Origin of the sequence: Desulfosporosinus hippei DSM 8344 (assembly GCF_900100785.1) — a bacterium.
In the GTDB taxonomy this organism is placed as follows: domain Bacteria; phylum Bacillota; class Desulfitobacteriia; order Desulfitobacteriales; family Desulfitobacteriaceae; genus Desulfosporosinus; species Desulfosporosinus hippei.
Map to the genome: position 1 here is coordinate 87,288 of NZ_FNCP01000011.1, position 15,178 is coordinate 102,465.

Annotated in this window: 14 protein-coding genes and 1 riboswitch; all 14 genes read left to right on the forward strand. The window is 42.1% G+C overall.

The genetic code is table 11. The features are described 5' to 3' along the window. Window positions 1–21 precede the first annotated feature (21 nt). The gene (locus tag BLS16_RS11200) at window positions 22–1,263 is read left to right on the forward strand and encodes a polysaccharide deacetylase family protein (RefSeq protein ID WP_092333229.1); all 1,242 of its coding nucleotides are present in this window, start codon (window positions 22–24) and stop codon (window positions 1,261–1,263) included. A gap of 99 nt (window positions 1,264–1,362) precedes the next feature. Continuing rightward, a complete protein-coding gene (locus BLS16_RS11205) occupies window positions 1,363–2,061 on the forward strand; it encodes a response regulator transcription factor (RefSeq protein ID WP_092333231.1) in 699 nt (232 codons plus the stop codon). Window position 2,062: 1 nt separating this feature from the next. After that, complete coding sequence (locus BLS16_RS11210) at window positions 2,063–3,466, forward strand: sensor histidine kinase (protein ID WP_092333233.1); 1,404 nt, start codon at window positions 2,063–2,065, stop codon at window positions 3,464–3,466. Further along, a complete protein-coding gene (locus tag BLS16_RS11215; RefSeq protein ID WP_092333235.1) occupies window positions 3,450–4,958 on the forward strand; it encodes a hypothetical protein in 1,509 nt (502 codons plus the stop codon). The genes BLS16_RS11210 and BLS16_RS11215 overlap by 17 nt, the downstream gene beginning before the upstream one ends. Before the next feature lie 257 nt (window positions 4,959–5,215). Continuing rightward, entirely contained in the window at window positions 5,216–6,280 is a 1,065-nt protein-coding gene (locus BLS16_RS11220; RefSeq protein WP_092333237.1) for a DUF2157 domain-containing protein, read from the forward strand. Further along, window positions 6,277–6,780, forward strand: coding sequence for a GDYXXLXY domain-containing protein (locus BLS16_RS11225; RefSeq protein WP_092333239.1), 504 nt, complete (start codon window positions 6,277–6,279; stop codon window positions 6,778–6,780). The genes BLS16_RS11220 and BLS16_RS11225 overlap by 4 nt, the downstream gene beginning before the upstream one ends. A 147-nt stretch (window positions 6,781–6,927) precedes the next feature. Next, entirely contained in the window at window positions 6,928–7,476 is a 549-nt protein-coding gene (locus tag BLS16_RS11230; protein WP_092333241.1) for a helix-turn-helix domain-containing protein, read from the forward strand. Window positions 7,477–7,584: 108 nt separating this feature from the next. Continuing rightward, on the forward strand, window positions 7,585–7,917 hold the full coding sequence (locus BLS16_RS11235; RefSeq protein WP_092333243.1) for a cupin domain-containing protein: 333 nt from the start codon (window positions 7,585–7,587) through the stop codon (window positions 7,915–7,917). Between the two features lie 72 nt (window positions 7,918–7,989). Beyond that, on the forward strand, window positions 7,990–9,084 hold the full coding sequence (locus BLS16_RS11240) for a M24 family metallopeptidase (RefSeq protein WP_092333245.1): 1,095 nt from the start codon (window positions 7,990–7,992) through the stop codon (window positions 9,082–9,084). Between the two features lie 111 nt (window positions 9,085–9,195). Then, the gene (locus BLS16_RS11245; RefSeq protein WP_092333246.1) at window positions 9,196–10,194 is read left to right on the forward strand and encodes an ABC transporter ATP-binding protein; all 999 of its coding nucleotides are present in this window, start codon (window positions 9,196–9,198) and stop codon (window positions 10,192–10,194) included. 11 nt (window positions 10,195–10,205) lie between these two features. After that, window positions 10,206–11,174, forward strand: coding sequence for an ABC transporter ATP-binding protein (locus BLS16_RS11250; RefSeq protein ID WP_092333248.1), 969 nt, complete (start codon window positions 10,206–10,208; stop codon window positions 11,172–11,174). Window positions 11,175–11,269: 95 nt separating this feature from the next. Beyond that, complete coding sequence (locus tag BLS16_RS11255) at window positions 11,270–12,877, forward strand: ABC transporter substrate-binding protein (protein WP_092333250.1); 1,608 nt, start codon at window positions 11,270–11,272, stop codon at window positions 12,875–12,877. Window positions 12,878–12,959: 82 nt separating this feature from the next. Continuing rightward, window positions 12,960–13,979: an ABC transporter permease gene (locus BLS16_RS11260; RefSeq protein ID WP_092333252.1), complete on the forward strand. Its 1,020-nt coding sequence runs from the start codon at window positions 12,960–12,962 to the stop codon at window positions 13,977–13,979. A 16-nt stretch (window positions 13,980–13,995) separates the two neighbouring features. After that, the gene (locus BLS16_RS11265; protein WP_242876264.1) at window positions 13,996–14,808 is read left to right on the forward strand and encodes an ABC transporter permease; all 813 of its coding nucleotides are present in this window, start codon (window positions 13,996–13,998) and stop codon (window positions 14,806–14,808) included. A 253-nt stretch (window positions 14,809–15,061) separates the two neighbouring features. After that, a riboswitch (cyclic di-GMP riboswitch) is annotated at window positions 15,062–15,144 on the forward strand. Window positions 15,145–15,178: the final 34 nt, after the last annotated feature.

Consider the following 15,178-nt stretch of genomic DNA (forward strand, 5'->3'; position numbering starts at 1 on the left):
TAGAGAGAGGAAGAGCGAACTATGTCCAAAATGAAAATTATTGGAAGCATCACATTTATGACTTGCTTTTTGTCCTTTAGTTTTATCTGGTTAGAAGGATTTCCTGGCTGGAGTAAAGCTACTCAAACAGTGGCTCGTCATTACGATACCCAAGTACTGAATCAAGTCAAGCCAACTTCGTCTGCGGATTCAATTGATAACAATAATTCTAAGCCATCACCCGCGTCCCCTGCTTTGGTTTCTGAAATTTCAGCGCAAAAGGACTATCCTGATCAATCAACTCTGTCCCAACCAAAGGATAATCCCCCTGAAGAGAAAATTTCTCAACCAGAGCAAAGTGATCCTCCGTTGTCTGAGCCTGACTTGGGAAAGCAAGAGCCTGAGATGTGGCCTGAAGAATCTCAAGTTCCAGCAGAGTCTTCAGGATCGTCAATAGAACCGCCTATCAAATCTGAACCTGTATCAGAATCAGAATTAAATCCGAACATAACCATTGCAGGCACAGTTAAAGATGAATTATCTCCCTCTCCCCAACCCGGCCCGCCAGATACTCCGGTTCATCCCTACTACGATGAATTAGGGAACCCGCCGACTGCTCCTGGTCTGGCTATGCGCCAACGGAAATTTATACCTGAGAAGGGAAAAGTGGCTTATTTGACCTTTGACGATGGCCCTTACCCCAGTTCAACCTCTAAAATTTTGGAGATTTTAGCTGAGGAAAACGTCAAAGCGACCTTTTTTGCTATCGGCAAGCAAGTGGAGCTCTATCCGGATTTGCTGAAGGCCGAGTATGAGCAAGGTCATGGGATTGGCAACCATACTTATTCTCATAACATGAAAGAAATCTATAAGACTCCCAAGGATTTTCTGGCTGATGTGAAGAAAGCTGAGGAAATAATCTACCAGACCATAGGTATTCGTCCACAATTAATTCGTGCTCCGGGAGGCACAATAGGGCATTTCAATATAAGCTATTTCAATGCTATAGACGCAGAGGGTTATTTGATGGAGGACTGGAATGTTGATCCGGGGGACTCAAAGGCCCAACAAGTCCCTAAAAATCAGTTAGTTCAGCTTGTCGAGCAGCAAATCCAAGGGAAAACACGAGTAGTAGTTCTTTTACATGATCTTGTTGGTAAGGACACAACCATTGACGCTTTACCAGAGATTATTAGGATGTTGAGAAAGCAAGGTTTTTCCTTCGAAGTGTTAAGTCCTAATGTTATGCCCATAATCTTTTCCGGAGGTTTAATGAAGAATTAATTTACCTCGGGGTCAAAAAAAGCGCTTATTCAAAGACAAATAGTTTAAAATAGATGTGCGGGATCTTTATCCTGTAATAGTCGTACACGGAGTGGTTAGATGAAGGATAAAAAAGTAAAGGTATTAGTCGTTGAAGATGAGGAATCAATCCGACGTTTTATTACCCTTAATCTCAGCGCAGCCGGTTATTTAGTGGAGCACACTGCTTCCGGAGAGGAAGCTCTTAAGATGTTGAAAATCTTTGACCCCCAAGTAGTTGTACTCGATCTCATGCTTCCAGGTATCAGCGGGCTGGAAGTCTGTCAAAAAATTCGCGAGACTATGCAAGAGACTTTTGTAATTATGCTGACTGCAAAGGGTCAGGATACGGATAAAATCCTTGGTTTAGAATTAGGCGCTGATGACTATATGGTTAAGCCCTTTAACCCTTTAGAATTGATAGCTCGGGTAAAGGCTATTTTGCGCAGAGGCCTTAGATATAAAGAGCCTAGAGAGATTTATAATTGTCGGGAATTGCGCTTAAATATTACTGCCAACAAATTATTTAAAAGTAAGCAGGAGATTGAGCTGACTCCTATTGAGTTTTCACTCTTAAAAATATTCATGGAGAATCCGGGGAGAGCACTCAAACGGGAAGAAATGCTGAATACTGTTTGGGGTGATGATTACTTTGGGGATACTAAGACGTTGGATGTCCATATTAGGCGTTTGCGGGAAAAGATTGAGGACAACCCTTCCCAACCTGAATATATTAAGACAGTTTGGGGCTCGGGCTATCGATGGCAGCAGGACTCTTAAGATGAAAGGGATTAGAGCAAGACTGACCGCCAATTTTATGATTATTATTATCATTACTGTGACAATTCTCGAGGTGCTCTTGATTTATACAGTTCGGCAAAACTATTATGGAAGTCTTGAGGGAAGCCTCACAAATCAGATTAAGATTTCCTCTGATTTGTATGCCAAGTATTTCTCAGACACCTCCCTTCAGGAAAATGTACTCTACAATGTAGACGCTTTCTGGAACCAGAGTAATGCTGAAGTGGAAATTGTGGATCAGAATGGCAATATAGTTATGGACTCCTTAGGAGTAATCCCAGCGGGAAATGTGGCAATTAATGATATCCAGGATGCGTTAAACGGAAAAATAGGAAAGTGGATAGGCAAACTGAATGGGCAAAAGGTCATGGCAGTGTCCTACCCTTTAAAGTCTAATGATCAGATAGTGGGGGCTTTGCGCTTTATCACTTCCTTAAGTTCTGTAGATCAGGATATTAAAAATACTGCCTATATCTTTATTTCAATTGGTCTAGCTGTAATCTTTTTTGCCGGTCTGATTAGCATTTTCTTGGCCAACACCATAGTCGATCCTTTGCAAGAAGTTACTGCAGCAGCTCAAGAGATGGCAGGGGGTAATTTTCAAGCACGCACTCAAAAAAAACGTGAAGATGAGATCGGCAAGCTATCTGATACGTTAAACTATATGGCGGATGAGATTGTGAAAAAGGAACAACTTAAAAATGATTTTGTCTCATCTGTTTCTCATGAACTGCGTACTCCTTTAACCTCAATCATGGGATGGGCTATTACTCTACAAAATGAACAGTTTCAACAGAAAGAGATGCTGGCAGACGGTTTGGGGATTATTGCCAAAGAGAGTGAGCGGCTTACTTTAATGGTTGATGAACTCTTAGATTTCTCGGAGTTTGTATCCAGCCGGGTAAAACTGCAAAAAGAAGAAATCGATTTAACCGATCTTATGGAACATATTCAAAAACAATTAACTCCCAGGGCAGTCAGAGAAGATATCAATTTTAACGTTCACTATTCTCCTAATCTCCCCAGCTTTTATTCAGATATTAATCGTCTAAAACAGGTGTTTATTAACATTTTAGATAACGCCTTTAATTTTACATCTGCCGGTGGACGAGTTGATTTCTCTGCCGTTATGCAAAAGGAAAATCTATTGTTTACCATAGCTGATACCGGCTGTGGAATAGCTCTTGAGGAGCTGCCTATGGTCAAAGAGAAGTTTTACAAGGGTAAAAGCTCTCGCTCGAAAAACGGAATAGGCCTTTCAATCTGTGAGGAGCTCGTCAATCTAATGGGTGGAAATTTAGAGATTAGCAGTGTACTTAAGCAAGGGACAAAGGTGCTTATCACCTTGCCTAAAGAGGAGAAGGTCTATGCGAAGGGTGTATAAAATCTTACTTGTAATCTTTTTGCTTTTATCGTTAAATGGGTGTGCCGATCTGTCTTGGACGACAGCGGGAAAAATTGTGCCTCCGGTTCATACTATTTGTCCCTTGGAGGGACAGTGGTTAGTCATCCAGGAGATGGAAAGCGACGAAAAACTTGGAGAGGATAATCTAGGTTGGGAGGGCAAGAACATTCAATTATCAGGGAATTTTGCCTTGCTGGGTGACTATGTCTGGAACCGCCCGGAATTTAAAATAAAGAGAGTTAATTCTACTAATTATTTAGTAACCAAATATCTCAACTTACCCAATGAGCTCATGCCGGAAAACAAAGATGTAGAAGTTATTACTGTATCCTCTGAAGAGAATTTTATTGGTGAATTCATGAGAATAGATGAGCAAAGGCTGATTGCCTTTGTTCAGAGTAACGTCTTGTACCTGAAGAAGATCTCGGATCAAGTGGAAAGTGATTTAGTTTCTACTGACCAAAATGACTTTATGACTAACCAACAGAGTAATCCTGGTTCGTCAGGCGTCTTGTTAGGGCTCAAACTGCCAAAAGAATCAAATGTTGCCGATCATGAAGCAAAAGGCGAATTCACCTATCAGACTCTCTGGCTGGCCATCGATCATATGAAGCTGCAGCCTATATTAAAAGGAAACAATATTTTCTTCCCGCGCAGCAGCGGCTTTTGGGAACTTCAGATCCGTCCGGAGCTGGATGAACTAAGCCTGGAAGAGGGGTTATCTGCCCATGATGTCTCGACAAAGATCTTAGATTCCCAACTAAAGACTATGATTAGCCGGGGAGAGGCAAAGAAAAGTTCAGGCAAAAAGGTGATTGAGTATGTGGGAAATGACTTTGTCGTTGTGGAAAACAATCTGGGGGTGAATCATCTGCAGGTGCTGCCCGTGGATAAAATCTCAACCTCTGAGGGAATCAAGGTGTCTGACCTTTTGGGAGACAACGGATCAGCTGCCTATAGCAATGCACGGGCCCAAGCCCGCCGGTCTCTCTATAAAAACCCAAATATCAAATCAATTGATGACTTGGGTGTCGAACAGAATTTTGGGCTGATCCGAAAAAATGGGCATTGGTATCTGAGAGGCAGAATTAATTATTATTTACAAAATTCAAGTGAGCCTAGGTATCTGGATTTTAATGTGAATGTAGTTCCCCCTGGGAAATTGATTATGTATGACACTCTCTGTCTCAGCTGGCAGTATATTAAAGACAAGGTTCCCGATGCAGTTGATGCCTTTACATCCCCTAATCGGGATATGGCTCTGGTGGTGACCAAGACTAAGCTGTTAGCTTTTTCAATCACTTCCGGTCAACTGGTTAATGAACCTTTGGCAAAAATTGATCTCCCGGCCGGGGCTTCCGTCATAATGGCTGAGTGGGCAACAGATTTTTACGTGGATAATTGGGAAAAGGCGTTTCTGGCCAATGGGGCTGAAGTGATGGAAGATGATGACAAATTTGAGAGGGAATAATATCAATTGTAAAATAATTATTAATAGAGTAGAATATTAATTAACAATTATTTCAGAAAACTAGCCTTGGAATAACATAATATGTCACTAATCATAGATAAGATGGAAGAAAGAAGGTCATAGAATCGATAGCATATGGTGTTAAGTTAAAGTTGAAATCCCTATAATCAAATTCATCTTCAATTATAGTAGGTAAGAGCTTTACTATTCCGTGTTACTATACTTGTGCAAATTTAGTGTAGAGGAGGGGGAAACTGATGAAACGGCAAATTACTAAAGCGAACTTCTCCTTAATCAGTAAGGAACTAGGTTACTTTGAAAGTTCCGGCTTAATCACAGAGGAACAAAGGCTTGGAATATTAGAGACTTATGATGTCAAAAGCGGCCCAAACTTTATTCGAGTAGTAGTTACTATTGGTGCTATTTTGGTGGGCTTGGGAATATTGAGTTTTATTGCCAGCAATTGGGATGGGATCAGTCATTTATCCAAGCTGTTGATTATCTTCGGAGTTTTCTGTGGAGTCAACCTGGCAGGATATAGGCTCTCTGAGAATAATCCTAGAACGGGCAGGAGTTTGATTTACTTAGGTACACTTGTCTATGGAGCAGGCATCTTTCTGATTGGCCAGATGTACAATTTTGGCGGGGAATTTCCCACGGCGTTTTTGCTCTGGTCGCTAGGTGTCCTGCCCATGGCGATCCAGCAAAAGGATAAGTATCTAATGCTATTTGTTAACTCTCTTTTTATGGTCTACTTGCTCGGATCGTTTGATCAAGGCTTTCCTTATGCTGGCTGGTTCGGGGTTCCAATTGTGTATCTTGCTTTCAACTACTTTGATAAATTTAGATTGTTATTATTTGTTGCTAATTTAACAAGCTTAAGCTTCATTTTTCGAATTGCCTTAAGCTATGACCTGGATGGTTTATATGTCGCTGCACTCTTTTTCTGCATAGGTCTTCTGATGTACGGGGTAAAGCACACCTTTGAGCAGGATGTTTTTCGAGTTCAGGGTAATATTCTTTTTGGGGTAACCGGTGTGATTTTAACGATCCCTGAGTTATGGAATGTTTTGGTTTATGCCCAATCGGCCCGTCTGGTAAGTATCCTTTTTGCCTTGGCTTTTGTGACACTGCTGTTTTTCTTAATCCGCAAGGGTAGTCTGATTAGTTTAGTCTTTGTATGTGTTACGATCTTCAGGTATTATACAGATACCTTTGCGTTTTTACCGAAATCCATGTTTTTTATTGTCGGAGGTCTGCTCTTACTAGCCTTTGGTTTCTATTTTGAACGGATGAAAACAAAAGGGGGTACTTTGGCATGACTAAACGGAAAACTTTCCTTCTTGCTGTAGCGATCCCTCTGTTCATCCTCTTAGCTATGACTATTAAACCTCAAGCAACTGTTCTCTTCGGGCAAGAGATTGTTCTGGAAACTAAGGCTTACGACCCGACAGATCTCTTTCGAGGAGACTATGTGGCCATTAATTTTGCTATCTCTGATGTTCCAACGTCTAAAGTTTCCTTACCAGTCGATAAGGTCTATAATAAAACCCTTTATGTCAACCTTAAACAAGAGGGTAGGTATTATGTGGTTGACCAGGTCAGTGAATCAAAACCCAAACAAGGAGTTTACCTGAAAGGCAAATTTCAGGGTTCCTTCAATGAGATGAATTCATATCGTGTGAACTACAGCCTGGATAGGTATTTTCTGGAACAAGGCAGTGGTAAGGAGCTTGAGCTGGAATCCTTTAAGGGAGGGCTTGAGGGAAGGGTAAAGGTGCTCGGCGGTTATGGGGTTTTGACGGGAATCGCACCGCGTTAAGAAATGACGAGATAAAAAGGACTGCTGCCAAAAATTTGGCGGCAGTCCTTTTTGAATACTGTATTATCTTTCCAAAAGTCTAGACATTTTAGTATTACTGTAATATATTTCATATAACTAAATTATTATAGGAATTAGAGGGATTTTATGGAGAATATTTATGAGCGAATTCGGAGCCTGCGTGTCAGCATGAATATGACACTTAAAGATTTAAGTGAAAAAACGGGGCTTTCCGTAAGTTTTCTTTCTCAAGTAGAACGAGGAAACAGCTCACTGGCTATCACATCCCTGCAAAAGATTGCGGATGTATTTAAAGTTTCGATGTCCTCTTTTTTTGAAAATACCGTCACTAACAGCTTTTTTACACCTGTTGAGGAGCGCAAGCCTTTTCAGATTGAACGATCAAATTCGATCTTTACCCGCTTAGGAGGTAACTTTTCCGGCAAGGTTTTGGAGCCGATTCATATAGTATTAGCCCCGCACCAAGGGCAGGAGGTTGTTTTTAATCATCCCGGTGAAGAGTTTTACTATGTGTTGAAGGGGAAAGTCCTAATGCAGGTGGGAGACAAAGAATACGAAATGAACGAAGGGGATACGATTCATTTTCCTTCCCTTTTAGATCATACCTGGCATAATCAAACGGATGAATCGGTTCATATGATTGCTGTACTTACTCCCATTATTTTTCATGAGTAATCGTGTTTATATAGGGCTATATAGGTTTAACTTAATCAAAAGGTCATAGTATATTGACTTAACTTAACTTAACTTAACTTAACTTAAAATGTTAGGAGAAAGCTCTGCATGAAAATTATTACAAACGCGAATATTAAAGCAGCTGATCGTAGTGATGTGATCATGAAAACTCTCTTCGGAGAAGACGCGCTAAAGGATGCCCAGGTGACTATGGGAACCGTGGTATTTCCTCCCGGAGCAAGGGTTCCGGCAGAAGGAGTAGGAGTGCATGCTGAGCATGAATACTCGTTTATAATGCGGGGGTCTATTTTAACCGTGAGTGGGGGTAAAGAATGCCGGGTATCTGAAGGTCAAGCATCTCTAATCCCGGCGGGTGAGGAACATTGGGCTGTAAACGATGGAGCAGAGAGCTGTGAAATAGTCTGGTTCTTAGTGAAATAATCTTAATTTCAAATTGTTGACAGTGATACAAAGATGATATCTGGAAGAATATAGAGGAGGGCACTTGAATCTATGGGTAGTTATACAGCAAGAATTCAAAAAATCCAAGCAATCATGAAATCTCAAAATACTGATTATATGGTATTTGCCCCTACGTCTCATCTTTTTTATTTAACAGGATTAAAGACCACAGCTGATGAAAGGCTGCAAGTTTTTTTAGTGCCGGCAGAGGGCAAGCCGGTAATGATCATGCCGGATATGTATCGAGAAGCAGCAGAGAACCTGGAAGAGAAGAATTTTGACTTAGCTACCTGGTCTGATGAAACAGATCCGGTGGATTTATTACTTCCCCTAATTAAGAAGGATTCAGCCATAGCAGCAATTGATGAAAGAATGTGGGCAGGACACTTCTTGAGTCTAAGAAGGGCTTTTGCTGGGTTTGAGTTCATTGGTGTCTCAAATCTAATGCGGGAAATCAGAATGTTTAAAGACCAATACGAGATGAGTCAACTAGCAAAAGCCGGGGGCTTAACAGATAAGGTTATGGCGGAAGTACGGATGGTTATTCAGCCGGGAATTTCTGAAAAGGAATTAGCCTTTTTTGTGGAAGGCAAGCTGAAGGAATATGGAGCGGAAGAGCTTTCCTTCAAACCCATTGTGGCCTCAGGGCCTAACACCTCCTCTCCTCACCATTATACCGGCGAAAGAAAGTTACAGATGGGGGATTTAGTGGTATTAGATTTTGGAGGACTCTTCCAAGGATACTGCTCAGATATGACTCGAACTTTTTCTGTGGGCAAGGCCTCTGCAGAGGTCAAGAAAGTGTTTAATGCTGTAAAGGATGCCAACGAAGCCGGCTTTTTGGCGGTTCAGAAAGGGATTGCCTGTGAGAAAGTCGATGAGGCTGCTCGGGAAGTCATTTCTCGAGCCGGATATGGAGAATACTTTATTCACAGGACCGGACATGGCATAGGGCTGGATATCCACGAAGATCCGTATATAGTTAAGGGCAATCAAGAAATCCTCAAGACAGGTATGACGTTCAGTATTGAACCGGGTATTTATTTACCGGGCAAATATGGGGTTCGTATTGAAGATATTGTTGGACTAACGGAAAACGGGCCGGTGCGCTTTAATAATTTTCCTCGAGAAATTATCGAGACCTAAGAACCTTATGTTCTAATGGTCAGAAGTTTAACTTTCAAGTTCATCTTTCGTTGAATGAGTTCACTAATTTCAGAAACCTAAGATAAGATAAATCTTTATGGAGACATGAATATGAGTGATGATATCGGACAGGACGATTTACTAAGAATTAATAATTTAAATGTGCAATTTAGAACTTCAGAAGGTGTGTTTAGGGCTGTTCGAGATGTGAGTATTTCAGTACGGTCAGGTGAAACTTTGGGCATTGTTGGGGAGAGTGGAAGCGGCAAAAGCGTTACCGCTCTATCAATTATGAACCTAGTACCTAATCCCCCTGGAGAGACATCGGGAGAGATAATTTTCAACCAGCAAGACCTCAGGGAATTATCGGCTGAAGAAGTTCGCAAGATCCGAGGGAATGAGATAGCCATGATATTTCAGGAACCTATGACCTCTTTAAACCCTATTCACACTTGTGGCAAACAGATCATGGAACCCCTCTTGCTGCATAAAGGCTTTAGCAAAAAAGAAGCCAAGGCTCGCGCCTTGGAACTCTTGACGATGGTGGGTATTCCAATTCCGGAGCAAAGGTTTAAAGAGTACCCTCATCAATTATCAGGTGGAATGCGGCAGAGGGTCATGATCGCCATGGCTCTGGCCTGTCGACCTAAACTGCTTTTGGCGGATGAACCAACAACAGCTCTAGATGTCACCATTCAGGCTCAAATTATGGAGTTGTTGAAAAATCTACGCCAGGAAATTGACTCGGCCATTATCATGATTACCCACGATTTGGGGATAATTACGGAAATGTGTGACCGTGTTGTCGTCATGTATGCCGGTCAGGTGGTAGAGTCCGGCCCCCTTAAAGAATTGATCAGAGAGCCTCTGCATCCCTATACCGAGGGACTATTAAGGTCTATTCCGACCATAACCAGAGAAAAGCTGCGCTTACATACCATTGAAGGCACAGTACCCAGCCCCTTTGAAATGCCCTTCGGGTGCAGTTTTCAACCCAGGTGTAACTATTCAACCTCGATTTGCTCAGAGAAGGCTCCTGATTTGATCCATGTATCCCCAGACCGGGCTGTCAGATGCTGGCGTCAGGTCAATGAATTAGGCCAAGACTAGGAGAGTGGAACATGGAAGATAATGTGCTTGTGCAGGTGCAGAATTTAAAAATGTATTTTCAGAGCGAAAGCAGCTTTTCTTTCAATAAAAAGTATATTAAAGCCGTGGATGACGTTTCATTTGAATTGTTTAAAGGGGAAACCTTTGGTTTAGTGGGAGAATCCGGGTGCGGCAAAAGTACTCTCGGACGCACTATACTTGGACTTTATAAACCAAATGCCGGCAAGGTGATTTTTGAGGGAGAGGACATAGTCTCCTTGAAAAATAACAGGATGAAGGACATGCGAAAGAAGATGCAGCTGATTTTTCAGGATCCCAGCGCATCCTTAAATCCCCGAAAGACCATTGAGGACATTTTAAATGAACCTTTTCACATTCATAAAGTAGGCTCAAAGGTTGAGCGAAAGGCTAAAATCAAAGAATTGATGAATCGGGTAGGATTATCTGAGTACCACTTGAGCCGTTATCCCCATGAAATGTCGGGGGGGCAAAAGCAAAGGGTGGGGATTGCCAGGGCTTTAACCTTGAACCCTAAGCTGATTATTTGCGATGAGCCAGTCTCTGCTTTAGATGTTTCGATTCAAGCGCAGGTTATTAATTTATTGGAAGATCTCCAAAAAGAGTATGACCTGACCTACTTATTTATCTCCCATAACCTAAGCGTGGTTCATCATATCTGCAATCGGGTTGGAGTCATGTACCTAGGAAAACTTGTTGAAACCGGCAGTCATGCGGATATCTATCATAACACTCAACATCCCTATGCCAAAGCTTTGATCTCGGCAATTCCTAATACTGATCCGGATCAGCAAAAAGAACGGATCTTGTTAAAAGGGGATGTGCCAAGTCCTGCTAATCCTCCATCTGGGTGTCGCTTTCACACTCGGTGCCCTGAGGTGACAGACTTATGTAGTCAAGCTGAGCCTCTGCTAAAGGAGGTGTTTCCGGGTCATTTTGTAGCTTGCCATGGAGTTGAATAATCAAAAGGAGGGATATTCGAACTTTAATGTTACTGGTACTTACTTGAAGTTGATGGTTGTTATCCAAACTATGATTTGAAAGGGGAGGAAAAATAGTGAGAAAGAACCTTAGAGTTTTGGTCGCTCTACTGACCTGTGTGTTGCTTTTTGTTGTAGGATGTGGCGTCAGTAAGGATGCTGCAACTAAGCCTGAAGGCTCGGATGGTGCCAAACAGTTGATAATGGCCCTGGATCCAGATTATGAAACCTTTGATCCGGGTCTGGCCTACGAGGTATACGCTTTACTAGTCCTGCATCCCGTTTATGATACCTTGATGCAGTTTGAGGATAATCTGGATGCCCCTATTGATGGTATTGCGGAAAGCCATGAGGTCAGCAAGGATGGTCTAACCTATACCTTTAAGCTTCATAAGGGAGTAAAGTTTGCCAGCGGCAATCCTCTTTCTGCTCAAGATGTTAAGTGGAGCGTGGAGAGATCGATTAACCTAAAGGGAAATGGGGCCTTTTTAACAGATGGAATCAAATCCATCGAGACTCCGGATCCGGACACCGTTGTTTTTAACCTGAAGGAGCAAGACGCATCCTTCTTAACTAAATTGACCTATAATGCCTTTGGAGTTATTGACAGCAAATTGGCCATGGAGAATGGGGCAACCAATGCCGCAGACGCCAGCACCTCTGATAAGGCCAAACTGTGGTTTGATACCCACTCTGCCGGATCAGGTCCTTACGTGATTGAATCTTATACTCCTAAAGTGGAAGTGGTCTTAGCTCGGAATAAGAATTATTGGGGAGAAGCTCCCTATTACGATAAGGTTGTTTTAAAAGCAATTTCTGATCCCGGAACCCAATTGATGATGCTGGAAAAAGGGGATATCGATATTGCCTTTAATTTAGGACCTGAACATGTAAAGCAAATCCAAGATAAGCCGGGGATTGAAATTAAGAAAGCCCAGTCAATGACCCTAACCTTCTTATTGATGAACCGGGATCCTAAAATTGGCGGCCCGATTGCTAACCCGGATGTACAAAAGGCAATTCGCTTGGCTTTAGACTATCAAGGTATGCAGACAATAGCCGGTGAGGGTTCGATTACACCTGTAGCGCCCTTCCAAGTCGGATTTCTAGGAACTCTGCCTCCACGAGATCCCAAAACTGCTCAAGATATCGAGAAGGCGAAAGAGTTAATGAAAAAAGCCGGTTATGAAAAAGGATTTAAGACTACCTTGGAAGTAGCTACTTTGGCTGTTGAGGGTATGGATTTACCAACCTTGGCTCAAAAGATCCAGAACGATTTGCTGCAAATAGGTATTGAAACAGAAATTAAAACCTCTGATATTATGGTGGCTCTCGATCCCTATCGTAAAGGTACCCAGGCTCTGTCCCTGTGGTATTGGGGTCCTGACTATCCGGATCCGAACACCCAATTAGCGTTTTTACCCGGGAATCCAGTGGGCCTGCGTGCTAATTGGACAGCTGCAATGAATCCGCAATTAGTAGAATTGGGTAAGAAAGCTGCGGTAGAGGTAGATAAAGCTGCCCGAGTCAAGAACCTTGAAGAAATCCAGAAAATGATGGACGAAGATAGTGCCTTTAATGTCTTGCTCCAGCATGCGCGTCATTACGCAACCCGTGATAACATTAAAGGAACGGACTATATTGATCTCTACAAAATAAACTTAAAAAATGTTTCCGCAAAGTAGTAAACTCGGGGGCAGATGCATATCAGCATCTGCCTTCCCTAAAAGTTAGTTTGATTGAACAGGCCTGAGGGGGTGAATATCGTTGGGACTTCTCAAGTATATTGCAAGAAGATTGTTTTTCTTAGTTTTCCTGGTCATAGGAGTTTCGCTAGTTGTCTTTGTCATTTCTCACTCAGTGCCCAGTGACCCTGTTTTGGCCAATTTAAGTCAGAGAAATATTGATAACCCTGAAATGGTAGAGGCTTTTAAAGCCAAGTGGGGGATGGATAAACCCTTGTACACTCAATATTTTATCTATGTCGGTAATTTGGTTCAGGGTGATTTAGGTACCTCTATCAGAACTCAGCGGCCGGTACTGGATGATTTACAAGACTATTTTCCCGCCACTATTGAATTAGCGATTTTCTCAATTATTATTGCCATTATTTTCGGCATGCTGTTTGGAATTATTTCGGCCATTAAGCGCAACAGCGCAATGGATCAACTGATTAGGGGTATTTCTGTTTTAGGAGTATCTGTGCCCAGCTTTTGGTTGGGACTTATGTTCTTACTGCTGTTTTATGTACATTTTGGAATAGCTCCGGGCCCCGGGCGAATAAGCCCTTATCTGAAGCCACCCGTTGAAGTGACAAACCTTTACGTTATTGACGCTCTTTTGGCGGGAAATTGGAGTTTGGCCAGGGATGCTTTATGGCATTTGCTTTTACCCGGATTGGTCTTGGGTTCTTTTACTATGGGCTTGATCACCCGTACAACTCGTTCCAGTCTGCTGGAAGTTATGTCCTTAGATTTTATACGTACGGCTAGGGCAAAAGGTCTGACGGAAAAAATGATCATAATGCGTCATGCATTAGGAAATGCCTTAATTCCCGTTGTTACTGTCATAGGTATAGGGTTTGGCAACCTTCTGGGTGGTATGGTGTTAGTAGAAACGATATTTGCCTGGCCTGGTATCGGGCAATATGCCTATAAGGCAGCAGGAAATTTGGATTTTCCTGCTATCATCGGGGTATCAATCTTGATTTCCATTAACTATGTTGTGATTAATTTGCTCGTGGACATTCTTTATGGAATTCTTGACCCCAGAGTGAGGTATCATTAATATGCTGCTGCGAATTATGAAAAACAACTTTCTGTTTTCGATAGGGATAATTGTATGTTCTTTGTGGATTGTAATTGCTCTGGTGGCACCCTTGATTACCCCTTATAGCTATTTGGCCCAAGATCTGGCCCATCGCTTTCAAGCCCCCAGCAGTCTTCATTGGTTTGGAACGGACAGCATCGGACGAGATGTTTTTAGTCGTGTATTGATGGGCAGCCGCATCTCTCTGATTGCCGGACTGGCGACGATTATCCTGGCGTCCTTTGTTGGAATGATCTATGGCGGTATTGCCGGCTATATTGGTGGACTAACTGATGAAATCATGATGAGAATCTCAGAAATGGTCATGGCCTTTCCCGGTATTATTTTAGCTATGACTATCGCTGCTGCCTTAGGCCCCAGCCTGTATAATACTCTGTTGGCAATGGCGATCATTTGGTGGCCTAACTATGCTCGAGTAATGCGCAGTATGGTTATTGCCAACAAAGAGAATGAATATGTGGAAGCGGCCAAATCACTGGGTGCCTCCCATTTTAGAATATTTTTTAATGAGATTCTGCCCAATAGCGTGGGCCCGGTCTTAGTCTTAGCTACCCTGGATTTTGGTAATGCAATTCTTCTTTTTTCGGGTTTGAGCTTTTTAGGGTTAGGTTCTCCTCCGCCCACTCCGGAATGGGGGGCTATGGTGGCCGATGGGGTATTGAATTTTAATTATTGGTGGATTGGGACTTTTCCTGGCTTAGCGATTCTGACAATGGCTGTTGGGACGAATTTCATAGGGGACAGCTTAAGAGACTTTCTGGATCCCAGGTTGAGAAAGGAGCTTTAGCTGATTCAGTGGCAGATACGGTAGACTGTGTAAAATTAACTAGCAGCGGCATAGTTAATTTTACACACTTTATACCCTGAAAAATTAAAATTTTATATTCAATATAATAAAGAATATTTATGAAGAAATTGGGTTATTGAAGGTAAAATGAGGGAAGTTTTAAGAAATAAGTATATAATTTGTATATGTTGTATGATATATTAGGTACAAAGACCTATGTGCATAGTACTTAGGTAACATTAATATCGTAATTCTGCGATAATGGCAAACTCAGTGAGAACTGAGGACGCAAAGCCACGGGTCTTACACGTGTGTGAAGACAGCCGGGTTATCGAATAGATAAGAAGTTTCGCTGAATTATGTCAGCTTT

Bases quoted from the DNA above. Each gene is read 5' to 3' on its own strand.
- BLS16_RS11200 (WP_092333229.1), top strand. From the start codon at position 22: ATGTCCAAAATGAAAATTATTGGAAGCATCACATTTATGACTTGCTTT.
- BLS16_RS11205 (WP_092333231.1), top strand. From the start codon at position 1,363: ATGAAGGATAAAAAAGTAAAGGTATTAGTCGTTGAAGATGAGGAATCA.
- BLS16_RS11210 (WP_092333233.1), top strand. From the start codon at position 2,063: ATGAAAGGGATTAGAGCAAGACTGACCGCCAATTTTATGATTATTATT.
- BLS16_RS11215 (WP_092333235.1), top strand. From the start codon at position 3,450: ATGCGAAGGGTGTATAAAATCTTACTTGTAATCTTTTTGCTTTTATCG.
- BLS16_RS11220 (WP_092333237.1), top strand. From the start codon at position 5,216: ATGAAACGGCAAATTACTAAAGCGAACTTCTCCTTAATCAGTAAGGAA.
- BLS16_RS11225 (WP_092333239.1), top strand. From the start codon at position 6,277: ATGACTAAACGGAAAACTTTCCTTCTTGCTGTAGCGATCCCTCTGTTC.
- BLS16_RS11230 (WP_092333241.1), top strand. From the start codon at position 6,928: ATGGAGAATATTTATGAGCGAATTCGGAGCCTGCGTGTCAGCATGAAT.
- BLS16_RS11235 (WP_092333243.1), top strand. From the start codon at position 7,585: ATGAAAATTATTACAAACGCGAATATTAAAGCAGCTGATCGTAGTGAT.
- BLS16_RS11240 (WP_092333245.1), top strand. From the start codon at position 7,990: ATGGGTAGTTATACAGCAAGAATTCAAAAAATCCAAGCAATCATGAAA.
- BLS16_RS11245 (WP_092333246.1), top strand. From the start codon at position 9,196: ATGAGTGATGATATCGGACAGGACGATTTACTAAGAATTAATAATTTA.
- BLS16_RS11250 (WP_092333248.1), top strand. From the start codon at position 10,206: ATGGAAGATAATGTGCTTGTGCAGGTGCAGAATTTAAAAATGTATTTT.
- BLS16_RS11265 (WP_242876264.1), top strand. From the start codon at position 13,996: ATGAAAAACAACTTTCTGTTTTCGATAGGGATAATTGTATGTTCTTTG.